Here is a 25451-nt window from a genome sequence, read left to right as displayed (position 1 = left end):
CTCATGCCGCGCTCCTCATACGGTCGGCCAGCAGATCCGAGATGGCGTGGACGGTGCGGAGCGTCGGCACCGGTACCCCGGTGATCTCCGCGAGCTCCACGACGGCCGCGAGCAGCACGTCGAGTTCCAGCGGTTTGCCGCGCTCCAGGTCCTGGAGCGTCGAGGTGCGGTGGTCGCCCACGCGCTCGGCGCCCGCGAGGCGCCGCTCGACGGAGATGTCCGGGCGGCAGCCGAGGGCCGCCGCGACGGTGAGCGTCTCGGTCATCATGATCTCGATGACGCGGCGCGTGCCGCCGTGCAGGCACATCTCGCGCATCGTGGCGCGGGCGAGCGCGCTGATCGGGTTGAAGGAGATGTTGCCGAGCAGCTTGATCCAGATGTCGCCGCGCAGTTCGGGTTCGACGGGGCACTTCAGGCCGCCCGCCCGCATGGCGTCACTGAAGGCGAGACAGCGGGCCGAGCGGGAGCGGTCGGGCTCCCCGATGGAGAACCGGGTTCCTTCCAAGTGCCGGACGACTCCGGGCCCTTCCAGTTCGGTTGCCGCGTACACCACACATCCGATGGCCCGCTCGGGCGCGATCACCGCACTGACCGCGCCGTCGGGGTCCACGCTCGCGACGCGGTGGCCGTCGTGCGGGCCGCCGTGCCGGTGGAAGTACCACCAGGGGATGCCGTTCTGGGCGGCGATCACCGCCGTCCCCTCATGCAGGAGAGGCCCGATCAGCGGCCCGCACGCCGCGTACGAGTTGGCCTTCAGGCCCAGGAAGACGAAGTCGACGGGGCCGATGTCGGCCGGGTCGTCGGTGGCGTGGGCCCGTGCGGTGAAGTCGCCGCGCGGGCTGTGGACACGTACTCCGTGCTGCCTCATGGCCGCGAGATGCGGTCCACGGGCGACGAGATGGACGTCGGCTCCGGCGCGGTGCAGCGCGGCTCCGACGTAGGCGCCGATCGCACCGGCGCCGAGGACTGCGACTTTCACGGTGGCGCGCTCCGTTCGGTTGAGGGATCCGAAGAAGGCTCAAGAGAGATTCGGAGGGATAAGGCTCGGAATCGACATCGCACGTCATGAAGTGTCGACGGAATATTGTCTACAGTATGGAAGTTGACCCAGCAAGAGGTCGCGCGGCACATTGCATACCGTCGACGGAATCGGCTCGGCCCCCTTCACAACCGCCCACTTGATTCCTACTGTTCGGGATCATGAAGCCTCCCGTCGCACCTCCGGGATGGAGTCGCTGGCTCGTACCGCCCGCCGCCCTGTCCGTACACCTCTCCATCGGCCAGGCCTACGCGTGGAGCGTCTTCAAACCCCCGCTGGAATCAGCGCTCCACCTCAGCGGCACGCAGAGCGCGCTCCCCTTCCAGCTCGGCATCGTGATGCTCGGCCTCTCGGCGGCCTTCGGCGGCACGCTCGTCGAGCGCAACGGGCCGCGCTGGGCCATGACGGTCGCCCTCGTCTGCTTCTCGTCCGGCTTCCTGATCGCGGCACTCGGCGCGGCGACCAGCCAGTTCTGGCTGATCGTCTTCGGCTACGGCTTCGTCGGCGGCATCGGCCTCGGCATCGGCTACATCTCGCCCGTGTCGACACTGATCAAGTGGTTCCCCGACCGCCCCGGCATGGCGACCGGCATCGCGATCATGGGCTTCGGCGGCGGCGCGCTCATCGCGTCACCGTGGTCGGCGCAGATGCTGGACTCCTTCGGCAGCGACAACGACGGCATCGCGCTCGCCTTCCTCGTGCACGGCCTCACGTACGCCCTCTTCATGGCGCTCGGTGTGTTCCTGGTGCGGGTCCCGCGTACGGAGGGGGCACGGACGCCCGGTGCTCCCGGTGTGCTCGACGGGCCGCAGGTGTCCGCGCGGGCCGCCGTGCGGACACCCCAGTTCTGGTGCCTGTGGGTCGTGCTCTGTATGAACGTGACCGCGGGCATCGGCATCCTGGAGAAGGCGGCGCCGATGATCACCGACTTCTTCTCCGACACCTCGACGCCGGTCTCGGCAGCCGCGGCGGCAGGATTCGTCGCCCTGCTCTCCGCCGCCAACATGGCCGGACGCATCGGCTGGTCGTCGGCGTCCGACCTGATCGGCCGCAAGAACGTCTACCGCCTCTACCTGGGCGTCGGCGCGCTGATGTATCTGCTGATCGCCCTCTTCGGGGACGCGTCGAAACCGCTCTTCGTCGTCTGCGCGCTGGTGATCCTCTCCTTCTACGGAGGCGGCTTCGCGACGATCCCGGCATACCTGAAGGACCTCTTCGGGACGTACCAGGTCGGCGCGATCCATGGGCGTCTGCTCACCGCCTGGTCCACGGCGGGCGTCCTCGGACCGCTGATCGTCAACTGGGTCGCCGACCGCCAGGAAGAGGCGGGCAAGCACGGGGCGGGGCTCTACGGACTCTCGCTCACGATCATGATCGGGCTGCTGGCCGTCGGCTTCGTCGCGAACGAGTTCGTCCGTCCCGTCCACGCCCGCCATCACATCGCCGCTCCGAAGGAGGCCGCCACCCATGACGACACCGACGAGCCCGCCGCGAAGTAGTCCGCCTCGCCGCCGTGCGCTGATCGTCGGCGCCTGGCTCTGGGTGGGGGTTCCGCTCGCATATGGGGTGTATGAGCTCGTACACAAGGCCACTCAGCTCTTCACCGGGTGACGTGATGATGAGAAGTGTCCAAACCCCGCGCCCGTTTCCTGTTGCTTTACTTGTCTCGTTACTGGTGAGTCGCTGACCAGACTGGACGGTCCCGCATCTCCGGCACCAAGGGGGACCCGCTCATGCACGGCTCACGCATCGCCGCCGTCGGCCACTACCAGCCCACCAAGATCCTCACCAACGAGGATCTGGCGGGCATGGTCGACACCAGCGACGAGTGGATCCGCTCCCGCGTGGGCATCCTCACCCGTCACATCGCGGGACCCGAGGAGCCGGTCGACGAGCTCGCCGCACACGCGGGGGCCAAGGCCGTCGCCGCCGCGGGCCTCGCGCCCGACGACATCGACCTCGTCCTCGTCGCCACCTCCACCGCCATCGACCGCTCGCCGAACATGGCGGCACGGGTGGCGGCCCGCCTCGGTATCCCCTCACCGGCCGCCATGGACATCAACGTCGTGTGCGCGGGCTTCACGCACGCGCTCGCCACGGCCGACCACGCCGTGCGGGCCGGGGGCGCCACCCGTGCCCTGGTGGTCGGCGCGGACAAGATGTCCGAGGTGGCCGACTGGACGGACCGCACCACGTGCGTCCTGGTCGGGGACGGTGCCGGTGCGGCCGTCGTCGAGGCGTGCGAACCGAGCGAGGTCCCCGCCATCGGCCCCGTGCTCTGGGGCTCGGTGCCCGAGATGGGCAACGCCGTCCGTATCGAGGGCACGCCCCCGCGGTTCGCGCAGGAGGGGCAGAGCGTCTACCGCTGGGCGACGACGCAGCTGCCGCCGCTCGCCCGCAAGGCCTGTGAGCGGGCCGGTCTCACACCGGCGGACCTGGCGGCTGTCGTGCTGCACCAGGCCAACCTGCGCATCATCGAGCCGCTCGCCGAGCGGATCGGCGCGGTCAACGCGGTCGTCGCGCGCGATGTCGTGAACTCGGGCAACACCTCGGCGGGCAGCATCCCGCTCGCCCTGTCCAAACTGGTCGAGCGCGGCGAGATCGTCCACGGGGACCCGGTGCTGCTCTTCGGCTTCGGCGGGAACCTGTCGTACGCGGGCCAGGTCATCCGCTGCCCGTAGCGGGTGAGTCACCGCTGCCGGGCTGTGTGACGGGCCCAACTCCCCCTGGTGCTGGCCATTGTGCTCAGTAGACTGTAGACAAAAGGCAATCGTCGACGAGGGGACCGCGATGTTGTCCACAGGACTGCCGCAGGGGGCGGTGCCCAAGCTCGAACGGCCAGGTCCGCTCCGCGAGCGGGTCTACGAGGCGTTGCTCGAGCTCATCACGACCCGCGCGCTGCAGCCGGGCCAGCACCTCGTGGAGAGCGAACTGGCCGGGCACCTGGGGGTGTCACGGCAGCCGGTGCGCGAGGCGCTGCAGCGGCTGAACACCGAGGGCTGGGTCGATCTGCGCCCCGCGCAGGGCGCGTTCGTGCACGAGCCCACCGAGGAGGAGGCGGACCAGCTGCTCACGGTCCGTACGCTCCTGGAGGCGGAGGCCGCCCGGCTCGCCGCGGCCAACACGGGGACCGCCGGGATCACCGCCCTGGAAGAGCTGTGCGCCAAGGGTGAACAGGCCGTCGCGGACGGCGAGGTGGACCTGGTGGTGACGACCAACGCGGCCTTCCACGCCAAGGTGATGGAGCTAGCGGGCAACGTCGTCCTCGCCGAACTCGCCGGGCAGGTGGACCGCCGGGTGCGCTGGTACTACACACCGGTGGCCCGTCGGCGCGGCAAGCAGTCCTGGATCGAGCACCGTGCGCTGATCGCGGCGATCGCCGAGCGCGACGAGCGCCGGGCCACGGAGATCATGCGCGCGCACACGGAGCACACCCGGCAGACGTACCACCGGCGCGAACGCGAAGCCTGACGCGTCAGCCCGTCCGGGCCGCGAGGACGGCCTGGGTCTGCGTCGTCTGCCCGACCGGGCGCCCCTCGTCGTCATGGACGTCGGTCTGTACGACGACGAAGGAGCGGCCCACGTGCAGCGGGCGGGCCACGGCGCGGGCGCCGCCCGAGCGCACGGCGCGGAAGAAGTTCGTCTTGGACTCCACCGTGGACGTGGCCGCCCCCGCCGGCAGGTTGAGAAAGGCGCAGACCGCGCCCACGGTGTCGGCGAGCGTCATGAGCGCCCCACCGTGCAGAACACCTCCCGCCGTGCACAGCTCCGCCGACCAGGCCAGGGTGCCGGCGGCGCTCTCGGCCGTGGCTTCGTCGAGGGTGATGCCCAGGTGCCCGGCGAAGGGCAGGGCGGCCAGGAGATCGGCCGTGCTCGCGTTGTCGGAAGGCATGCGGTCACCGTGCCCGCGATGCCGCGGAGCGGCAATTACCTCGGAGGTAACGGGGCGTGCGCCCGTCCCTCGTGGCAGAGTTTTGCCCGCTTCTTTGTCCTGCGACTGGAGAAAGTCATGGGTAATTCCTGCGCAACTTCTTCCCACTCCCGGCAGGCGCTGCTACGTTCCCCTCGAAAGCCCGACGCGACGGCGAGAATCCGCCGCTGCGGGACGAGTGGGACGACATGAGTCGCCCAAAGAGGCGGGGAGGGGCGCGTGAGACGTATGACGGCTCGACCCGCCAACGCGCACCAGGCGCGACTGCTGCGGCTGCTGCGTGACGGAGGGCCCAACTCCCGTGCCCAGCTGGGCGATCAGGTCGACCTCTCGCGGTCGAAACTGGCCGTCGAGGTGGACCGGCTCCTGGAGACCGGACTCGTGGTCGCCGACGGACTCGCCGCCTCGCGCGGCGGCCGCCGCTCCCACAACATCCGCCTGGCCCCCGGCCTCCGTTTCCTCGGCGTGGACATCGGCGCGACCTCGGTCGACGTAGCGGTGACCAACGCCGAGCTGGAGGTCCTTGGCCACATCAACCAGCCCATGGACGTGCGCGAAGGCCCCGTTGCCGTCTTCGAGCAAGTCCTCGCCATGGCGGCCAAGTTGAAGGCCTCCGGGCTCGCGGAAGGGTTCGACGGCGCCGGTATCGGCGTCCCGGGCCCCGTCCGCTTCCCCGAGGGCGTCCCGGTCGCCCCGCCCATCATGCCGGGGTGGGACGGCTTTCCCGTACGGGAGGCCATCAGCCAGGACCTGGGCTGTCCCGTCATGGTCGACAACGACGTGAACCTGATGGCGATGGGGGAACAGCACGCGGGCGTCGCACGCTCCGTGGGCGACTTCCTCTGCGTCAAGATCGGCACCGGCATCGGCTGCGGAATCGTCGTCGGCGGTGAGGTCTACCGAGGGGTGACCGGCAGCGCGGGCGACATCGGCCACATCCAGGTCGAACCGGACGGGCGGCCCTGCGCCTGCGGCAACAAGGGCTGCCTCGAAGCGTACTTCAGCGGCGCGGCACTCGCCCGCGACGCGGAGGACGCCGTCGGCCAAGGGCTCCTCCAGGAGCTCGCGACCCGGCTTGAGACCGCCGGCAGGCTCAGCGCGGTCGACGTCGCCGCGGCGGCCGCCGCCGGGGACGCCACCGCGCTCGACCTCATCCGCGCGGGCGGCAACCGCACCGGCCAGGTCATCGCGGGCCTCGTCAGCTTCTTCAACCCGGGCCTCGTGGTGATCGGCGGCGGCGTGACCGGCCTCGGCCACACGCTGCTCGCCGCCATCCGTACGCAGGTCTACCGCCAGTCGCTGCCTCTGGCGACCGGCAACCTCCCCATCGTCCTGGGCGAGTTGGGGCCCACCGCCGGTGTCATCGGCGGCGCACGGCTCATCAGCGACCACCTGTTCTCACCGGCCTGACCGGTACGTTCTCGCCCGGCCCGACCGGTACGTACGACCCGTAGCACCGCCCGTACGACGCCACGCACCACATCCCACCCAGTACAGCGCGCTGCCTCGCCCTGCTCCGAAACAGGCTCCGCCCCTCATGGGCCGTCGCCCTGCCCCGCCCTGCCCTGTAACCGGCCGCACCCGCCTTAGGGAACCTGTCATGGCACCAGAACCACCGCTGCTCACCATGTCCGGCATCACCAAGTCGTTCCCCGGCGTCCGCGCCCTGGACGGCGTCGACCTCCAGGTCCAGGCCGGTGAAGTGCACTGCCTCCTCGGCCAGAACGGCGCCGGGAAGTCCACGCTCATCAAGGTCCTCGCAGGGGCCCACCAGCCCGACGACGGCGAGATCACCTGGCGCGGCGAGCGCACCACGCTCAAGTCTCCCATCGCCGCCATGCGCCTGGGCATCGCCACCATCTACCAGGAGCTCGACCTGGTGGAGGGCCTGTCCGTCGCCGAGAACGTCCACCTCGGGCATGAGCCGACAGCGGCCGGTTTCGTCGTCAAGGGGCGAGAGGCGAAGGCCTCGACCGCCGCCCTGCTCAAGCGACTCGGGCACGCCGAGATCGACCCGGCGACGCTCGTCGGTGAGCTCTCCGCCGCCCATCAGCAGATCGTGTCCATGGCCCGTGCGCTCTCCCACGAAGTACGTCTCATCGTCATGGACGAGCCGTCGGCCGCCCTCGACCCGGACGAGGTCGACAACCTCTTCCGTATCGTCGTCGCTCTCACGGCCGACGGCGTCGCCGTCGTCTACATCTCCCACCGCCTCGAAGAGATCCGCCGCATCGGCGACCGCGTCACCGTCCTGAAGGACGGCCGGGCGGTCGCGGGCGGACTTCCCGCGAAGGAGACCCCGACCAGCGAGGTCGTCGCCCTCATGACCGGCCGCAACGTCGAGTACGTCTTCCCGGACCGGCCCGCCGAACCACCCACGGCCGAGCCGGTGTTGAAGGCCTCGGGACTCACCCGCGAGGGCGAGTTCGAACCCATCGACCTCGAACTGCGCCCCGGCGAGATCGTCGGCCTGGCCGGACTCGTCGGCTCGGGGCGATCCGAGATCCTGGAGACGATCTACGGGGCTCGCAAGCCATCCGCAGGTCAAGTGACCGTAGACGGACAGGTGTTGAGGCCCGGCAGCGTACGCGCCGCCGTACGCGCGGGGCTCGGCCTCGCCCCCGAGGAGCGCAAGGCGCAGGCCCTGCTGATGCTGGAGTCCGTCACCAACAATGTGTCGGTCTCCACCATGTCCCGCTTCTCGCACGGCGGTTGGCTCGACCGGGGCGCCGAGAAGAAGGCCGCGCAGGCCGCGACCCGCGAGCTCTCCCTGCGCCCCGACAACCCCTCCGCGCCGGTACGCACGCTCTCCGGCGGCAACCAGCAAAAAGCCGTCCTGGCCCGCTGGCTGCTCCGCGGCTGCCGCGTCCTGCTGCTCGACGAGCCGACCCGCGGCGTGGACGTCGGCGCACGTGCCGAGCTGTACGCCGTGATCCGCCGCCTCGCCGACGACGGCCTCGCCGTCCTGCTCGTCTCCAGCGAAGTGCCCGAAGTCCTGGGCCTCGCCGACCGTGTCCTGGTCCTCCGCGAGGGCCGCGTCGTCCATACGGCGCCCGCCCGGGACCTCGACGAACACCGCGTACTCGACCTCGTACTCGAAGGGAGCCCGGCGTCATGACGCAGCCCGCATCGCCGCCACGGCCCGCCGCACCGAAGGCTCAACCGGCGGACGGTCCAAGCCCGTTGCGGACGCTCGTCGCACGTGCCGACCTGCGGACGCTGTCCCTGCTCGGTGTGCTCGCCGTCCTCGTCCTGATTGGCGGCATCACCCAGCCCGACTCGTTCCTCGACACCGACAACGTCCAGCTGATCCTCACCCAGGCGTCCGTCATCGGCGTCGTGACGGTCGGCATGACCTTCGTGATCATCTCCGGCGGCATCGACCTGTCGGTCGGCGCGATCGTCGCGCTCGCCTCTGTGTGGGCGACGACGGTGGCGACCCAGGAGTACGGCTTCGCGGGCATCCTCTTCACCGCGGTGATCGTCGGCATGGCCTGCGGTCTCGTCAACGGAGTGCTCATCGCCTACGGCAGGATGGTGCCCTTCATCGCGACGCTGGCGATGCTGGCCTCGGGCCGGGGTCTTGCCCTGCAGATCACGGACGGCAAGACCCAGATGGTCACCGTGGACGGGGTGTTGAAGCTCGGCGAGCGCGACTCCTACGTCCTGGGCATCCCGCCGCTCGTGCTCGTCTTCGCGGCCGTCACCGTCGTCGGCTGGCTGCTCCTGAACCGCACCACTTTCGGGCGCCGCTCGGTCGCCGTCGGCGGCAACGCGGAGGCGGCGCGGCTCGCAGGCATCGACGTACGAAGGCAGCGGCTCTATCTCTACCTGCTCTCCGGCCTCTGCTGCGGGATCGCGGCCTTCTTGCTGATCATCCTTTCCGGGTCGGGCCAGAACACCAACGGCAACCTCTACGAGCTCGACGCCATCGCTGCCGCGATCATCGGCGGAACCCTGCTCAGCGGCGGCCGTGGCACCATCACCGGCTCCGTGCTCGGCGTACTGATCTTCATGACGATCCAGAACATCTTCGCGCTGAACAATCTGGAGACCGCGACCCAGCAGATCGCCAAGGGGGCGATCATCGTCGCCGCGGTGCTCGTGCAGCGACGTACGGCCTCAACTCCCTGACCCGCAGACCCGAAGGGTTCACCGCCATGCCAGAGACATCACCATTCGCGAGCCGCAGAGGACTGCTCTTCGGAGCCGCCGCTCTGTCCACCGGCGCCCTCATCACGGGGTGCACCAGCAATGACTCCAAGGACGAGGGCTCGGACGACAAGTCCCAGCAGGTCGCCGACGACAAGCCAGGCAAGAAGGTCACCATCGGCTTCGCCGGTCCGCAGGCCGACCACGGCTGGCTGAACGCGATCAACGAGAACGCCCAGGAGCGCGCGAAGAAGTACTCGGACGTCACGCTGGAGGCCACCGAGGGCTCGAACGACACCGCCGCCCAGATCGGCCAGGTCGAGACGCTGATCAACAAGAAGGTCGATGTCCTGGTGATCCTGCCGGCCGACGGCAAGGCGCTCACCCAGGTCGGCCTGAAGGCCATGAAGGCGGGCATCCCCGTCGTCAACCTCGACCGGGTCTTCGCGTCGCCGCAGGCCTACCGCTGCTGGGTCGGCGGCGACAACTACGGCATGGGCCTCAGCGCGGGGCACTACATCGGCGAGAAGCTCAAGGACAAGAAGAGCGCCAAGGTCGTCGAACTCGCGGGCCTCGACAACCTCGAGCTCACCAAGCAGCGCTCGAAGGGCTTCGACGACGCCCTGAAGAACTACTCGAACATCGAGAAGGTCGCGCGGCAGGCCGCCGACTTCACCGTCGAGTCGGGGCAGTCGAAGATGTCTCAACTCCTGCAGGCCCAGAAGAACTTCGACGCCCTGTGGAACCACGACGACGACCAGGGAGTGGGCGCCCTGCGCGCCATCAAGCAGGCAGGACGCGACGACTTCCTGATGGTCGGCGGCGCGGGAGCGCTCTCCGCGATGCAGGCCATCGAGTCCGACGACAGCGTGCTCAAGGCCACCGTCCTCTACCCGCCGACGATGGCCGCCTCCGCGATCGACCTGGCGCGCGCCCTCGGGCAGGGCAAGGGCGTCAGCGGCATGGCCGAGTTCGAGATCCCGGCCTTCATCACGCTCTACTCGGCCGTCGTCGACAAGGAGAACGTCGGCAAGTACATGTCCACCGGCTTCAAGTGATGCGCGCGTCCGCACCCCCCACCGAGCTCTTACGAGGAGGAGTACCGCATGCCTGAGACGGAACACGAGGCTGAGACCGGTAAGCGGCCATTGGGGGTGGGCATGGTCGGATACGCCTTCATGGGCGCCGCCCACTCCCAGGGCTGGCGCACCGTCGGACGCGTCTTCGATCTGCCCCTGCGGCCGGTCCTCTCGGCGGTCTGCGGACGCGACGGCTCCGCCGTGCGCGCCGCGGCGGACCGTCTTGGGTGGGCGGCCGCGGAGACCGACTGGCGCGCACTCGTGGCCCGTGACGACGTCGACATCATCGACATATGCACCCCCGGCGACAGCCACGCGGAGATCGCGATCGCCGCGCTGGAGGCCGGCAAGCACGTGCTGTGCGAGAAGCCGCTCGCCAACACCGTCGAGGAGGCCGAGGCGATGGTGGAGGCCGCCGAACGGGCCCGCGCACGGGGGCAGGTGGCCATGGTCGGCTTCAACTACCGGCGCGTTCCCGCTCTCGCGCTCGCCCGGCAGATGATCGCCGACGGGCGGCTCGGCACGCTGCGGCACGTGCGGCTCACCTACCTCCAGGACTGGCTGGTCGACCCCGGCTTCCCGCTGACGTGGCGGCTGCGCAAGGACCGCGCGGGCTCGGGTGCGCTCGGTGATCTGGGCGCGCACATCGTGGATCTCGCACAGTTCCTGGTGGGGGAGCCGGTGGCGGGGGTCTCGGCGCTGACCGAGACGTTCGTACGGGAGCGGCCGCTGCTCGAAGGGGCGTCGAGCGGTCTCACGGCGGCGGGGGGCGCCGCCGTCGGCCAGGTCACGGTGGACGACGCGGCGGTCTTCACGGGGCGCTTCCCGTCGGGCGCCCTCGCGTCCTTCGAGGCGACCCGGTTCGCCGCGGGCCGCAAGAACGCCCTGAAGCTCGAACTCAACGGCTCCGATGGCTCGTTGGCCTTCGACCTGGAGCGCCTGAACGAGCTCTCCTTCCACGATCACACGGAGCCCGCCACCTCATCCGGCTTCCGCCGCATCCTGGTCACCGAGCCGGGCCACCCGTACCTGGAAGCCTGGTGGCCGCCGGGTCACGGACTCGGCTACGAGCACACGTTCGTGCACCAGGCCCGCGACCTGCTGCACGCCATCGCCACGGGTGAGCAGCCCGAACCGTCCTTCGCCGCCGGGCTCTCGGTGCAGCGGGTGCTCGCCGCGGTGGAGGAGAGCGCGGCGAAGAACTCGGTCTACACCTCCATAGCTGCCACCCCCGTCACGGTCTGAGGAGGCCTGTTCATGCCCCGCGACTTCACGCTCTTCACCGGCCAGTGGGCCGACCTGCCCCTTGAGGAGGTCTGCCGCCTCGCCCGCGACTTCGGCTACGACGGCCTCGAACTCGCCTGCTGGGGAGACCACTTCGAGGTCGACAAGGCGCTGAGTGACCGTTCCTATCTGGACTCTCGCCGCCAGTTGCTCGACAAGTACGGCCTCAAGTGCTGGGCCATCTCCAACCACCTGGTCGGGCAGGCCGTCTGTGACGCGATCATCGACGAGCGGCATCAGGCGATCCTGCCCGCCCGCATCTGGGGCGACGGCGAGGCGGAGGGGGTCCGCCAGCGTGCCGCCCGCGAGATCGAGGACACGGCACGCGCGGCGGCCGCCTTCGGCGTCGACACGGTCGTCGGATTCACCGGCTCGGCGATCTGGCATCTGGTGGCGATGTTCCCACCGGTGCCGGAGACGATGATCGAGCGTGGCTACGACGACTTCGCCGAGCGCTGGAACCCGATCCTCGACGTCTTCGACGTACAGGGCGTGCGCTTCGCCCATGAGGTGCATCCCTCGGAGATCGCGTACGACTACTGGACGACGCGGCGCGCTCTGGAGGCGGTCGACCACCGCGCGGCCTTCGGCCTGAACTTCGACCCCTCGCACTTCGTCTGGCAGGACCTGGACCCGGTCGGTTTCCTCTACGACTTCCGGGACCGGATCTACCACGTCGACTGCAAGGAGGCCAGGCGCCGCCTGGACGGCCGCAACGGCCGCCTCGGCTCGCACCTCCCGTGGGGCGACCCGCGCCGTGGCTGGGACTTCGTGTCGGCGGGCCACGGGGACGTCCCCTGGGAGGACGTGTTCCGGATGCTGCGCTCGATCGCGTACGAGGGCCCGGTCTCGGTGGAGTGGGAGGACGCGGGGATGGACCGCCTTCAGGGGGCGCCGGAGGCGCTGAAGCGTCTGAAGGCTTTTGACTTCGAGCCGCCGACGGCGTCGTTCGACGCGGCGTTCGGTGGTAATTAGCCCGCTCGTCGATTGAGGACGAACTCGGCGAAGCCGGTGATCGGCCGGCGCCCGAGGCTTTCGGGGTCCAGGGAGCGGCCCCCGGCTACAGCAAGGGGCGGGGCGAGGTGGTTCGCCCTGCCCGCATCCCCCCCCGCATCCCCGCGCATCCCCCCGCATCTCCCCGCTCTCACCCACCAACCCACTCATCCACTTTGTCCCGCACAAGGCAAAAGCCGAACTCTGATGCGGTGCAAGGGCTTTCCGCCAGGGACAAACGTGGCTACCGTCCCTGAGGTGTACAGGACATGAATCTTTCCGGGGTGACGGCGCACCCCGGCGCCCGGCGTCACCGCACCACACCCGCGTACGACCGTCCCCCTTCCGGAGGAACCCCGTGCACAGGAAACGCCTGAGACTCCGCAAGACCCTCGCGCTCTTCACCGGCACCCTGCTGGCCGGCGCGAGCCTCACCCTCGCCGCCCCTCTCGCGAACGCCGCCGACCCGGAGGCCGTCCGCGCCGCCCAGGCGCAGGCGGACAAGGCGGCCGACGGCAAGGCCGCCGCCGAGGACTTCCAGCAAGTGACCCTCGCCAAGGGCGGGGAGGAGACGGGCGAGCCGATGACCCTCGCCGTCATGCCCGACCGTTCGGTCCTGCACACCTCCCGTGACGGCACGCTCCGCCTCACGGACGCCGCGGGCAACACCAAGATCGCCGGAAAGATACCGGTCTATTCGCACGACGAAGAGGGCCTCCAGGGCGTGGGCCTGGACCCGAATTTCAACGAGAACCGCGCGATCTTCCTCTACTACGCGCCTCCCCTTGACACCCCGGCGGGCGACGCCCCGGAGAACGGCACGGCCGAGGACTTCAAGAAGTTCGACGGCGTCAACCGCCTCTCCCGCTTCGTCCTGAAGGCCGACGGCACCCTCGACAACGCCAGCGAGAAGAAGGTCCTCGACGTCCCCGCGAGCCGCGGCACCTGCTGCCACGTGGGCGGCGACATCGACTTCGACAAGGACGGCAACCTCTACCTCTCGACCGGCGACGACTCCAACCCCTTCGCCTCCGACGGCTTCACCCCCATCGACGAGCGCGCGAGCCGCAACCCCGCCTTCGACGCGCGGCGCAGCGCGGGCAACACCAACGACCTGCGCGGCAAGATCATCCGAGTCAAGGTCGCCGACGACGGCTCGTACACGGTCCCGGACGGCAACCTCTTCGCGCCGGGCACCGAGAAGACCCGCCCCGAGATCTACGCGATGGGCTTCCGCAACCCCTTCCGCATGAGCGTCGACAAGCCGACCGGCATTGTGTACGTCGGTGACTACGGACCCGACGCGGGCGCCGCCGACCCCAAGCGCGGCCCCGCGGGGCAGGTCGAGTTCGCCCGCGTGACCAAGCCGGGCAACTTCGGCTGGCCGTTCTGCACCGGCAAGAACGACGCGTACGTCGACTACGACTTCGAGACCAAGACGTCCGGCGCCGCCTTCGACTGCGCCGCGCCGAAGAACGAGTCGCCGCACAACACCGGCCTGACCGACCTGCCGCCCGCGCAGGAGGCCTGGATCCCCTACGACGGCGGCTCCGTGCCCGAGTTCGGCTCCGGCTCCGAGTCCCCGATGGGCGGACCCGTCTACCGCTACGACGCGGACAGCACCTCCCCGGTGAAGTTCCCGGAGGCGTACGACGGCGACTTCTTCGCCGGAGAGTTCGGACGGCGCTGGATCAAGCGCATCGAGCAGAGCGCGGACGGCACGGTCCAGTCCATCAACCCGTTCCCGTGGACGGGCACGCAGGTGATGGACATGGAGTTCGGTCCCGACGGCGCGCTGTACGTCCTCGACTACGGAACGGCCTGGTTCGGCGGCGACGAGAACACCGGTCTCTACCGCATCGAGAACGCCACCGACGGACACTCCCCGGTCGCCGAGGCGAGCGCCTCTGTGACCAGCGGCCAGGCCCCGCTCAAGACCAAGTTCACCGCCAAGGCCACCGACGCCGACGGCGGGACACTGACCTATGCGTGGGACTTCGGCGACGGCGGCAAGTCGACTCAGCAGAACCCCTCGTACACGTACAAGAAGAACGGCGTCTACACCGCGACCGTGACCGTCAAGGACTCCACCGGGCGCACCGGTTCGGCCAGCGCGCACCTCACCGTCGGCAACACCGCGCCCAAGGTGACCCTGGAACTCCCCGGTGACGGGCAGCTGTTCACCTTCGGCGACAAGGTGCCCTTCAAGGTGAAGGTGACCGACAAGGAAGACGGCCCGATCGACTGCACGAAGGTCAAGGTCACCCACATCCTCGGCCATGACAGCCACGGCCACCCGGTCACATCGGCCAACGGCTGCGAAGGCACCATCCAGACGTCGGCGGACGGCGAGCACGACCCGAACGCCAACATCTTCGGAGTCTTCGACGCCGAGTACACCGACAAGGGGGCAGGCGGCCAGCCCGCGCTGACCACCCACGACCAGAACGTCGTCCAGCCCAAGCACCGCCAGGGCGAGCACTACGACGACTCCAAGGGCGTGACCATCACCAACCACACCCCGGCGCACGGCGGAAAGACGGTCGGCGACATCAACGACGGCGACTGGATCTCCTTCAAGCCCTACGTCCTCGGCAACGCCACCAAGCTGACCGCGCGCGTCGCGTCGGCCGGCGCCGGAGGCACGCTAGAGGTCCGCAGCGGATCGGCCACCGGCAGGCTCCTGGGCAAGGCGAAGGTCGCGCCGACCGGTTCGTGGGAGACGTACGCGGACGTGAGCACCGCCATCAGCAAGGCACCCGCGACGACCACCACGCTGTTCCTGGTCTTCAAGGGCAAGGGCACCGGAGCCCTGTACGACCTCGACGACTTCACCTTCACCACGAGCTGAGAGAGGGGCCACCCCACCATGCGGGCATCCGCACGCATCACCATCGCCACCGCCACGGCCGCCCTGCTCATCGGCTGTGTGTCGGGTCCGGCCGCCTCCAAGCCGGAAGGGCCAAAGGGCAAGGCCGACGGCGAGAAGGTCCTGGTCTTCTCCAAGACCGCCGGATTCCGGCACGACTCCATCCCCGAGGGCATCGCGGCCGTCAAGGAGCTCGGCGCGGCGAACGGCTTCGCCGTCGACGCCACCGAGGACGCCAAAGCCTTCACGGCCAAGAATCTCGCGCGGTACGACGCCGTGGTCTGGCTCTCCACGACCGGCGACGTCCTCGACGCCAAACAGCAGAGCGCGTTCGAGGGCTACATCAAGCGGGGCGGCGGGTACGTGGGCGTGCACGCCGCCGCCGACACCGAGTACGACTGGCCCTTCTACGGCGAGCTCGCGGGCGCGTACTTCCAGTCGCACCCCGCGATCCAGCCCGCGAAGGTCCAGGTCGAGGACCACGGGCACCCGTCCACCGCGCATCTGCCGGGGGTCTGGGACCGGACCGACGAGTGGTACAACTACCGCTCCAACCCCCGGGACCGCGCCCACGTCCTCGCCTCGCTGGACGAGTCGTCGTACACCGGCGGCTCGATGTCCGGCGACCATCCCATCGCCTGGTGCCAGGATTTCCAGGGTGGTCGCTCCTTCTACACGGGCAGCGGTCACACCAAGGAGTCCTTCGCCGATCCCGCCTACCGGACGCATCTGCTCGGCGGGATCCGCTGGGCGACGGGTGCGGTACAGGCCGACTGCCGCCAGGAGAAGGGCTACACGCCGATCTTCGACGGCACGGCCAAGTCGCTGGACGCCTGGAAGCAGGCGGGCCCCGGCTCCTTCGAGCTGAACGAGAAGGACGGGACCCTGACGACCGTCGGTGGCATGGGCATGCTCTGGTACGAGGGGAAGGAGCTCGGCTCCTACTCCCTCAAACTTGACTGGCGCATGGACGGCGACGACAACTCGGGGATCTTCGTGGGCTTCCCGCCGTCCGACGACCCCTGGTCGGCCGTGAACAACGGCTACGAGATCCAGATCGACGCCACCGACGTACCGGAGAAGACCACCGGCTCCGTCTACGGCTTCAAGTCCGCCGACCTGAAGAAGCGCGACAAGGCGCTGAATCCGGCGGGGGAGTGGAACACCTACGAGCTCCGCGTCGAGGGCGAGCGCCTTCGGATCTATCTCAACGGAGTGAAGATCAACGACTTCACCAACAAGGATCCGGCCAGGAGCCTGAAAGACGGTCACATCGGCATCCAGAACCACGGTGCCGATGACCAGGTCTCCTTCCGCGACATCCGGGTGAAGGACCTGCCGGCCCGCGACGCCACCGGCGTGGGCCGCTAGACGACGGCGGGCGGAGGACGCCGGACCTCCGCCCGCCGTCTTATCCCTGTCCGCTCATCCCTGTCCGCCGTCCCATCTTCGTCCGCCGTCTTATCTCCCCGCGCGATCGCCGCGTGTACGACAGGAGGCAGCCGTGCCCCGTTCCCCTTCTTCCTCTTCTACTGGTTCTTCTGATACTCCGGGTGGCGGTCTTACGGGGGTGTGGCTGATCGGGGCACGCGGTTCGGTCGCCACGACGGCTGTCGCGGGGTGCGCGGCGGTGACGGCCGGTCTGCACCCGCCGACCGGCATGGTCACGGAGACCCCGCCGTTCGCGGACTGCGGTCTGCCAACGTTGTCGTCGCTCGTCTTCGGCGGCCACGACACGGTGGAGTGCCCGCTGCCCAAACGGGCGGAGCAACTGGCCGCCGGGGGAGTGCTCCCGCACGGTGTCCCGTCGGCGGTGGGCGCGGAACTGGCGGCGGCGGACGCGGAGATCCGCACCGGCGGACCGCGCCGCGGGGACTCCGACAGCGGAACGGACGAGGAACTGATCGAGACCTTCGCCGCCGACCTCCGCGATTTCATGCGTCGGCGGGGGCTCGCCCGTGCGGTGGTGGTGAACGTGGCCTCGACGGAACCGCTGCCGGAGGAGGGCGAAGGGCGGCTGCCCGCCAGCTCTCTCTACGCGGCGGCGGCGCTGCGGGCGGGCTGCCCGTACGTGAACTTCACCCCGTCGACGGGGTTGCACCACCCGGCGCTCGCTCCTGAGGCCGCCGCGTCGGGGCTCCCCTACGCGGGCCGGGACGGCAAGACGGGGCAGACGCTCCTGCGCTCGGTGCTCGGGCCGATGTTCGCCCAGCGCGCCCTCGCGGTCCGCGCCTGGTCCGGCACCAACCTCCTGGGCGGCGGCGACGGCGCGGCCCTCGCTGACCCGGCCGCCGCGGCGGCGAAGAACGCGGGCAAGGAACGGGTCCTCGCCGACACGCTGGGCTCCGCCCCCGAGGGCGAGGTCCACATCGACGACGTCCCGTCCCTCGGTGACTGGAAGACCGCCTGGGACCACATCGCGTTCGACGGATTCCTCGGCGCGCGGATGGTCCTGCAGACGACCTGGCAGGGCTGCGACTCGGCACTGGCGGCACCTCTGATCCTGGACCTGGCCCGCTTGGTGGCCCGCGCCCACGAGAAGGGCCTGTCGGGTCCCTTGGGCGAACTGGGCTTCTACTTCAAGGACCCGGACGACGGTTCCTCGTCGGCCCTCGCCGAGCAGTACGAGGCGCTTGTGGGCCTGGCGTCGCGGCTGCGCGGGGTGGTTGCGTGAGCGGCGGGGGAGTGAGGGACGGTGCGGGTGCTGAGGGGCGGGGCGCGGATGGCGCACGGCTGGGCGGCGTCGGCCGTGACTGGGCCGAACTGCTGCGTGTCTCGGCCCTGTTCACCGTCCCCGGCGACGCCCTCGCCGGCGCGGCGGCCACGGGGCTTCGCCCCAACCACCGCACGCTCCTCGCCATCGGCGCCTCCCTCTGCCTCTACGAGGCGGGCATGGCCCTCAACGACTGGGCGGACCGGGAGGAGGACGCGATCGAACGCCCTCACCGACCGCTGCCGTCCGGCCGTATCGCGCCGTCCGCCGCACTGGGCGCGGCAGCGGCTCTGACGGCGGGGGGCCTGGCTCTGGCCGCAGGCGCGGGCCGCCCCGCCCTGACGGTGGCGAGCGCCTTGGCGGCCACGGTGTGGGCGTACGACCTGGGCCTGAAACACACGCCGGCAGGACCGGTGGCCATGGCGGCGGCCCGCACCCTCGACCTGCTCCTGGGAGCGGCGGCGACGTCGGCGACACCGACCGGTGCGAACCCCACGGGGCAGCTCACCACCACTCGGCCCGGCGCGATACCCGCGCTCCGCGCGGCGGTGCCCACCGCCCTCGTCCTGGGCGCCCACACCCTCGCGGTGACCGCGGTCTCGCGCCGCGAGGCGCAGGGCGGCTCCACGGCGGCCCCGCTGTGCGCGCTCGCCGCGACAGCGGCGCTGACGCGGCTGCTCGCCCGGGGCGGTGGCACCGGCAGCGTCACGGGTAGGGGCGCCGGCGCCGCTACTCCCTCCGAACTCCCGGTAGGCCGTCGGGCAACAGCCAGCCGCGGCCTGCCGGTGTCCATCCCGGGGCGCCCCGGCGGCCGTGCCTGGCGGACCGGCGCCCGGGGTGCCGTCCAGGCCGCGCTCGCCGCCACCTACGCCGCCACCGCGGCCCGCCCCCTCTTGCACGCCGCGCTCAACCCGTCCCCCCAGCTCACCCAGCGTGCGGTGGGCGGCGGCATCCGAGCCATGATCCCGCTCCAGGCCGCACTGTCCGCCCGCACGGGCGCCCTGGGTCCCGCACTGCTGACCGCCGCTCTGGCCCCGGCAGCCCGCAAGTTCGGCCGGAAGGTGAGCGTCACATGACGGGCACGAGCAACCGGGCAAGCGGCCCCTTCCGCTTCGGATACGGCACCAATGGGCTGACCGACCTGCGGCTCGACGACGCCCTCGGCCTCCTGGCCGACCTCGGCTACGCGGGCGTCGGTCTCACCCTCGACCACATGCACCTCGACCCGCTCGCCCCCGACCTCGCCGCCCGCACCCGCCACGTGGGCCGCACCCTGGAACGGCTCGGTCTGACGGTGACCATCGAGACCGGCGCCCGCTACGTCCTCGACCCACGGCGCAAGCACGGCCCCTCGCTCCTGGACCCCGACCCGGACGCGCGCGCCGCCCGGGTCCGCCTGCTGATCCGAGCCGTCCAGGTCGCCGCGGACCTGGGCGCCCACGCCGTGCACTGCTTCAGCGGCATCGCTCCCGAAGACACTCCGGAGGACACCGCCTGGCAGCGGCTCGCGGAGTCTCTCGGCCCCGTCCTGGACGCCGCATCCGGCGGCGGCGTACCCCTGGCCATCGAACCCGAACCCGGCCACCTCCTCTCCACACTCGCCGACTTCCACCGGCTCCGTCACGAGCTGGGCGACCCGCGACTCCTGGGCCTCACCCTCGACATCGGGCACTGCCAGTGCCTCGAACCGCGGTCCCCCGCCGACTGCGTACGCGCCGCCGCCCCCTGGCTGCGGCACGTCCAGATCGAGGACATGCGCCGCGGCGTCCACGAACACCTCCCGTTCGGGGACGGAGAGATCGACTTCCCGCCCGTCCTGGAAGCACTCGCCTCCACCGGCTACCAGGGCCTCACCGTCGTCGAACTGCCGCGTCACTCCCACGCGGGCCCCCAACTCGCCTCCCACTCCATCGAGTTCCTGAACCGGGCAGCGACCGAAGCGGTCCCCGCCCCCGCCGGTACCGGCCCGGCCCGCACCGCCCCGGTCCCCACCCCGGCCAGAGGAGGAACCCCGTGACCGACGCCCCCGTCATCGACGACCTCCGCACCCGTCTCGACGCGGCCCTCGCCGGAGCCGCCCGCGCCTGGCTCGACCAGGCCACCGCGGAGGCCGCCGCCCACCGTGGGCGGCGGGACCAAAGGCCCACCCCCGTATGGGAGTTGCGCTTCGCCGAAGCCGGGCGACGCTGCGGCCAGGACCACGCCGACGACGCCCGTGTGCTGCTCCTGCACGCGGCCGACGCGGACCCGGCCACCCTCACCCGCGTCTACGAACAAGGCACCGCGGCCGAGCGCCGCGCCGTCCTGCACGCCCTGCCCCACCTGGTCCGGGGCTCGGATGCGCTGCCCCTGGTCGAGGACGCCCTGCGCACCAACGACACCCGGCTCGTCGCCGCCGCCGTCGGTCCGTACGCCGCCCGGCACCTCGCCCCGCACGACTGGCGCCACGCGGTTCTCAAGTGCCTGTTCACCGGCGTCCCCCTGGACGCCGTCGCCGACCTCGACCGCCGCGCCCGCGCCGACGCCGAGCTCGCCCGCATGCTCGACGACTACGCCGGCGAACGCACCGCCGCCGGTCGCACCGTCCCCAGCGATCTGCACCGCGTCCTGGCCCTGACCGCCCCTACGGCCCCCTCGGCCGCACCGGCGCCCTCGGCCCCCACGACCCCTTCCACCGGCGAGGAACAGGAGTCCTGATGCGCATCTTCGACCCCCACATCCACATGACGTCCCGCACCACCGACGACTACCAGGCCATGTACGCCGCAGGCGTCCGTGCCGTCGTCGAGCCCGCGTTCTGGCTGGGCCAGCCCCGCACCTCTCCCGCCTCCTTCTTCGACTACTTCGACTCACTCCTGGGCTGGGAGCCCTTCCGCGCGGCCCAGTACGGCATAGCCCACCACTGCACCATCGCCCTCAACCCCAAAGAGGCGAACGACCCTCGCTGTACTCCGGTCCTCGACGAACTGCCCCGCTATCTCGTCAAGGACAACGTCGTCGCCGTCGGTGAGATCGGCTATGACTCCATGACCCCCGCCGAGGACGCCGCATTCACCGCCCAGCTCCAGCTGGCCGCCGACCACGAGCTGCCCGCGCTCGTCCACACCCCGCACCGCGACAAACTCGCCGGCCTGCGCCGCACCATCGACGTCGTACGGGAATCCGCGCTGCCTCTGGACCGCGTCCTCATCGACCATCTCAACGAGACCACGGTCAAGGAGGCCAAGGACAGCGGCTGCTGGCTCGGCTTCTCCGTCTATCCCGACACCAAGATGGACGAGGACCGGATGGTCGCCATCCTGCGCGACCACGGGCCGCAGCGGGTCCTGGTGAACTCGGCCGCCGACTGGGGCAGGAGCGACCCGCTCAAGACCCGTAAGGTCGCCGACGCCATGCTCCGATCCGGGTTCAGCGAGGACGACGTCGACCTCGTGCTGTGGCGCAACCCGGTCGCCTTCTACGGACTCAGCGGCCGCCTCGCGCTCGATGTCACGGACACCGAAGCCACCCACGAGGGAAATTCCATCCTCCGCGGCGGGGCGTGAGCCATGCGCTTCCGGCACCCGGACGGCAGCGTCGTCCACCTCGCGTACTGCACCAACGTCCACCCGGCCGAGACCCTCGACGGCGTCCTCGCGCAACTGCGCGACCACTGCGAACCCGTACGCAAGAGGCTCGGCAGGGACCGCCTCGGCATCGGCCTGTGGCTCGCCAAGGACGCCGCGCACGCCCTGGTCACCGACCCGGCCGCACTGCGCGGACTGCGCACCGAACTCGACCGGCGCGGCCTCGAGGTCGTCACCCTCAACGGCTTCCCGTACGAGGGCTTCGGCGCGGAGGAGGTCAAGTACCGCGTCTACAAGCCGGACTGGACCGACCCCGAGCGCCTCTCCCACACGACCGATCTGGCCCGTCTCCTTGCCGCGCTCCTGCCGGACGACGTCGTCGAAGGCACCATCTCCACTCTCCCTCTCGCCTGGCGCACCCCCTTCGACACCACCCACGCAGAGTCCGCCCGAGCAGCCCTCACCGCACTGGCCCAACGGCTTGACGCGCTGGCGGAGTTGACCGGCAAATCGATCCGCATCGGCCTCGAACCGGAGCCGGGCTGCACCGTGGAGACCACGGGGGACGCCATCGCCCCCCTCACCGCGGTCGGCCACGAACGCATCGGTGTCTGCGTCGACACCTGTCACCTCGCCACCTCCTTCGAGGACCCGCGGACCGCGCTCGACGCACTCGCCGCCGCGGGCATCCCCGTCGTCAAATCCCAGCTCTCCGCCGCCCTGCACGCCGAACACCCCCATCTCCCCGGAGTCCGCGAGGCCCTCGCCGCCTTCGACGAACCCCGCTTCCTGCACCAGACCCGCACCCGCACCGCCGCCGGACTGCACGGCACCGACGACCTCGGCGAATCCCTCGCCGGCGACGTCCTGCCCGAGACGGCACCCTGGCGCGCCCACTTCCACGTCCCCCTGCACGCGGCTCCCGCGCCGCCCCTCACCTCCACGCTTCCCGTACTCAAGGACACCCTCGCCCACCTGGTCGGCGGGCCCGACCCCCGCACCCATCACCTGGAGGTCGAGACCTACACCTGGCAGGCGCTGCCGCCCGAGCTGCGCCCCCGCTCCCGCCCCCAGCTGGCAGACGGCATCGCCGCCGAGCTCACCCTCGCCCGCGACCTCCTGACGGACCTCGGCCTCAAGGAACTCCCATGAGCCCCACACCCCTCCTCGTCCTGGACGTCGTCGGCCTCACCCCTCGTCTCCTCGACCACATGCCGCACCTCAAGTCCCTGGGCCAGTCGGGCTCCCAGGCGCCACTGGGCACGGTGCTGCCCGCCGTCACCTGTGCCGCCCAGTCCACCTTCCTCACCGGCACCACCCCCGCCGAGCACGGCATCGTCGGCAACGGCTGGTACTTCCGTGAGCTCGGCGACGTACTCCTGTGGCGCCAGCACAACGGTCTCGTCTCCGGCGACAAGCTGTGGGACGCGGCCCGTCGCGCGCACCCCGGTTACACCGTCGCCAATATCTGCTGGTGGTACGCCATGGGCGCCGACACCGACATCACCATCACCCCCCGCCCCGTCTACTACGCCGACGGCCGCAAAGAACCCGACTGCTACACCCGGCCCCCGGCCCTGCACGACGAACTCACCGAGAAGCTCGGCACGTTCCCCCTGTTCCACTTCTGGGGCCCCGGCGCCGACATCGTGTCGAGCCGCTGGATCGCGGACGCCACACGCCACATCATCAGCACCCGCCACCCCGACCTGGCCCTGTGCTACCTCCCTCACCTCGACTACGACCTGCAGCGCTTCGGCCCCGACGACCCGCGCTCCCACCAGGCCGCCGCCGAACTCGACAAGACGATCGCCCCCCTTCTCGACGAGGCGAAGGCCGAGGGCCGTACCGTCGTCGCCCTTTCCGAGTACGGCATCACACGCGTGGACCGCCCCGTCGACATCAACCGCGCGCTGCGCCGTGCGGGGCTGCTCGAAGTGCACACCCAGGACGGCATGGAGTACCTCGACCCGATGGCATCCCGCGCCTTCGCTGTCGTGGACCACCAGATCGCCCACATCTACGTGCGCAGGCCCGAGGATCTGGAGGTCACCCGTCAGGCACTCGCCGACCTGCCCGGCATCGAGCAACTCCTCGACGACGAGGGCAAGAAGGCCAACCACCTGGACCACCCGCGCTCCGGCGAACTCGTCGCCGTCGCGGAGCCTGACGCCTGGTTCACGTACTACTACTGGCTCGACGACGCCCACGCGCCCGACTTCGCGCAGCTCGTCGAGATCCACCGCAAACCCGGCTACGACCCCGTCGAGCTCTTCATGGACCCACTCGACCCGTACGTGAAGGTCAAGGCGGCGAAGGCGCTGGCCCGCAAGAAGCTGGGCATGCGCTATCGCATGGCGGTCGTGCCCCTTGACCCGTCACCTATTCGCGGCAGCCACGGCCGCCTCCCGTTGAGCGACGACGACGGTCCGCTCATCATCAGCTCCACCCCCCATGCGTTTGACGACCGGATCGCGGCCACCGCCGTGAAATCCCTCCTCCTCGACCTGGCCGGCCTGGGCTGAGGCACACCTCGCCCCACCAGCCGCCCGGTCAGGAGCAGTTACAGAGAGTGAATCACGCGTCACTGACAACGCGCCAGTGGCGTCCGCCCGCACGTCGAAAAGCCCAAGAGTCCAAGAGCCCAAGAGAGGCACCCGTGACCGACTTCCACGACACTCCCGCCGCCGACGAGGCGCTCAGACAGCGTCTTGGCATCAACCGCCGCCGCTTCCTCAGCACGTGCACCGCCGTCGGCGCGGGCGCGATCGCCGCGCCCGTGTTCGGCGCGGCACCGTCCTTCGCCCAGCCGCAGACGGGCCATGGCCACGGTCACGGCCGCGAGCTGGTGCCGGCGAAGAAGCGCGGCATCATTCTCTACACGGTGCGTGACGCCACCGGCCGGGACCCGCTCGCCAGCACCCTGCCCTCCGGTTTCCGCGAGGTGTTCAAGGAGCTGGCCCGCTACGGGTACAAGCAGGTCGAGTTCGCGGGCTACGGCCAGCACGCCAACGCTCCCGGCGGCGCCAGCCTGGAGTCCGTCGCGGGCGCCAGGCTGCTGCGCTCATGGCTCGACGAGTACGGCCTGCGAGCCCAGGGAAACCACGGATTCATACCGGGGTCATGGCCGCTCTCGCAGCCCGACCTGGACACGTTCAAGAAGCACCTGGAGATCGCCAACATTCTCGGCATGGACCACATGGGCACCGGCGGTGACCCCACCAACAGCTCGTACAAGGCCGACTGGGACGTCGCCGCGGACAAGTGGAACGCGCTGGGCGACATCGCGCGCAAGGCCGGGATCAAGCTCTACACCCACAACCACGACGCGGCGTACGGCTTCCTGCTCGACGGCGGTCCGCTCGACGCGCAGGGCCGCCCGACCCGCAGCTCCGGCATCCGCAGGCTGGAGTACTTCCTCAAGGCGACCGACCCGAGGACGGTCTGGCTGGAGATGGACATCTACTGGGCGCATGTCGCGCAGTACAAGTTCCACACGTACACCGCGCACGACGGAGCCCAGCGGAAGAAGGTCTTCGACCCGGCAGGGCTCGTCAGCCGCAACAACAAGCGCTACCCGCTGTTCCACGCCAAGGACGGCACCCGCAACGACACCAGTGGTGAGGGCTACGACATGGTGGCCTTCGGCGAGGGCGTCATCGACTACCGCACCTTCTTCAGCCGTGTCGGCGAGAAGAACTACCACAACCCCATGGTCGAGCAGGACAACGCGCCCAGCGGCACCGACCTCGGACAGTCCCTGAAGCTCGCGAAGACCGGTTACGACAACCTGGCGGCTCTCCGTAAGAAGCACTGACAAGAAGC

Annotated in this window: 21 protein-coding genes; 19 read left to right on the top strand and 2 right to left on the bottom strand. The window is 70.3% G+C overall.

Going from position 1 to position 25451, the window contains the following annotated elements; translation table 11 throughout:
• Position 1: 1 nt before the first annotated feature.
• Positions 2–979, bottom strand: a complete 978-nt coding sequence (locus ACFVXC_RS02560; RefSeq protein ID WP_389900727.1) for a 2-dehydropantoate 2-reductase — start codon at positions 977–979, stop codon at positions 2–4.
• 221 nt (positions 980–1200) lie between these two features.
• Between ACFVXC_RS02560 and ACFVXC_RS02555 the strand changes: the two genes are divergently transcribed.
• The 3 genes from ACFVXC_RS02555 to ACFVXC_RS02545 all read left to right on the top strand — a co-directional run bounded on the left by ACFVXC_RS02555 (position 1201) and on the right by ACFVXC_RS02545 (position 4510).
• Positions 1201–2538 carry an OFA family MFS transporter gene (locus tag ACFVXC_RS02555; protein ID WP_389900725.1) on the top strand — a complete coding sequence of 446 codons (1338 nt, stop codon included), beginning with the start codon at positions 1201–1203 and terminating at the stop codon, positions 2536–2538.
• 234 nt (positions 2539–2772) lie between these two features.
• Positions 2773–3720, top strand: coding sequence for a beta-ketoacyl-ACP synthase III (locus tag ACFVXC_RS02550; RefSeq protein ID WP_389900724.1), 948 nt, complete (start codon positions 2773–2775; stop codon positions 3718–3720).
• A gap of 109 nt (positions 3721–3829) precedes the next feature.
• Positions 3830–4510, top strand: coding sequence for a GntR family transcriptional regulator (locus ACFVXC_RS02545; RefSeq protein WP_389900722.1), 681 nt, complete (start codon positions 3830–3832; stop codon positions 4508–4510).
• A gap of 4 nt (positions 4511–4514) precedes the next feature.
• On the opposite strand, the gene ACFVXC_RS02540 is transcribed toward ACFVXC_RS02545, so the two are convergent.
• Complete coding sequence (locus tag ACFVXC_RS02540; RefSeq protein WP_389900720.1) at positions 4515–4931, bottom strand: PaaI family thioesterase; 417 nt, start codon at positions 4929–4931, stop codon at positions 4515–4517.
• Positions 4932–5198: 267 nt separating this feature from the next.
• On the opposite strand from ACFVXC_RS02540, the gene ACFVXC_RS02535 reads away from it, so the two are divergent.
• From ACFVXC_RS02535 to ACFVXC_RS02460, 16 genes are all read left to right on the top strand, one after another.
• Positions 5199–6380, top strand: a complete 1182-nt coding sequence (locus tag ACFVXC_RS02535; RefSeq protein WP_389900718.1) for an ROK family protein — start codon at positions 5199–5201, stop codon at positions 6378–6380.
• 190 nt (positions 6381–6570) lie between these two features.
• Entirely contained in the window at positions 6571–8088 is a 1518-nt protein-coding gene (locus ACFVXC_RS02530; RefSeq protein WP_389900716.1) for a sugar ABC transporter ATP-binding protein, read from the top strand.
• On the top strand, positions 8085–9104 hold the full coding sequence (locus ACFVXC_RS02525; RefSeq protein WP_389900715.1) for an ABC transporter permease: 1020 nt from the start codon (positions 8085–8087) through the stop codon (positions 9102–9104). Before ACFVXC_RS02530 ends, ACFVXC_RS02525 begins: the two co-directional genes overlap by 4 nt.
• A gap of 26 nt (positions 9105–9130) precedes the next feature.
• The gene (locus tag ACFVXC_RS02520) at positions 9131–10180 is read left to right on the top strand and encodes a substrate-binding domain-containing protein (protein ID WP_389900713.1); all 1050 of its coding nucleotides are present in this window, start codon (positions 9131–9133) and stop codon (positions 10178–10180) included.
• Positions 10181–10228: 48 nt separating this feature from the next.
• A complete protein-coding gene (locus ACFVXC_RS02515; RefSeq protein ID WP_389900711.1) occupies positions 10229–11446 on the top strand; it encodes a Gfo/Idh/MocA family protein in 1218 nt (405 codons plus the stop codon).
• 12 nt (positions 11447–11458) lie between these two features.
• Complete coding sequence (locus ACFVXC_RS02510) at positions 11459–12460, top strand: sugar phosphate isomerase/epimerase family protein (protein ID WP_389900709.1); 1002 nt, start codon at positions 11459–11461, stop codon at positions 12458–12460.
• Between the two features lie 376 nt (positions 12461–12836).
• Positions 12837–15329 carry a PQQ-dependent sugar dehydrogenase gene (locus tag ACFVXC_RS02505; protein WP_389900707.1) on the top strand — a complete coding sequence of 831 codons (2493 nt, stop codon included), beginning with the start codon at positions 12837–12839 and terminating at the stop codon, positions 15327–15329.
• 18 nt (positions 15330–15347) lie between these two features.
• Positions 15348–16718, top strand: a complete 1371-nt coding sequence (locus tag ACFVXC_RS02500; RefSeq protein WP_389900705.1) for a ThuA domain-containing protein — start codon at positions 15348–15350, stop codon at positions 16716–16718.
• A 133-nt stretch (positions 16719–16851) separates the two neighbouring features.
• Entirely contained in the window at positions 16852–18021 is a 1170-nt protein-coding gene (locus ACFVXC_RS02495; RefSeq protein WP_389900704.1) for an inositol-3-phosphate synthase, read from the top strand.
• A gap of 59 nt (positions 18022–18080) precedes the next feature.
• Entirely contained in the window at positions 18081–19136 is a 1056-nt protein-coding gene (locus ACFVXC_RS02490; protein WP_389901539.1) for an SCO3242 family prenyltransferase, read from the top strand.
• Entirely contained in the window at positions 19133–20077 is a 945-nt protein-coding gene (locus tag ACFVXC_RS02485) for a sugar phosphate isomerase/epimerase family protein (protein ID WP_389900702.1), read from the top strand. Before ACFVXC_RS02490 ends, ACFVXC_RS02485 begins: the two co-directional genes overlap by 4 nt.
• Positions 20074–20757 carry an EboA domain-containing protein gene (locus ACFVXC_RS02480; protein WP_389900700.1) on the top strand — a complete coding sequence of 228 codons (684 nt, stop codon included), beginning with the start codon at positions 20074–20076 and terminating at the stop codon, positions 20755–20757. Before ACFVXC_RS02485 ends, ACFVXC_RS02480 begins: the two co-directional genes overlap by 4 nt.
• Positions 20757–21605: a TatD family hydrolase gene (locus tag ACFVXC_RS02475; protein WP_389900698.1), complete on the top strand. Its 849-nt coding sequence runs from the start codon at positions 20757–20759 to the stop codon at positions 21603–21605. Before ACFVXC_RS02480 ends, ACFVXC_RS02475 begins: the two co-directional genes overlap by 1 nt.
• 3 nt (positions 21606–21608) lie before the next feature.
• Complete coding sequence (gene eboE / locus ACFVXC_RS02470) at positions 21609–22778, top strand: metabolite traffic protein EboE (protein WP_389900697.1); 1170 nt, start codon at positions 21609–21611, stop codon at positions 22776–22778.
• Positions 22775–24151, top strand: coding sequence for an alkaline phosphatase family protein (locus ACFVXC_RS02465; protein WP_389900695.1), 1377 nt, complete (start codon positions 22775–22777; stop codon positions 24149–24151). Before eboE ends, ACFVXC_RS02465 begins: the two co-directional genes overlap by 4 nt.
• Positions 24152–24285: 134 nt before the next feature.
• Positions 24286–25443: a sugar phosphate isomerase/epimerase family protein gene (locus ACFVXC_RS02460; protein WP_389900694.1), complete on the top strand. Its 1158-nt coding sequence runs from the start codon at positions 24286–24288 to the stop codon at positions 25441–25443.
• The last annotated feature ends 8 nt before the right edge of the window (positions 25444–25451 follow it).

The organism is Streptomyces sp. NPDC058257, assembly GCF_042881845.1.
GTDB lineage: Bacteria > Actinomycetota > Actinomycetes > Streptomycetales > Streptomycetaceae > Streptomyces.
Note: the sequence above shows the minus strand (reverse complement) of the source record. Positions and strands in the feature narration are given on the sequence as shown.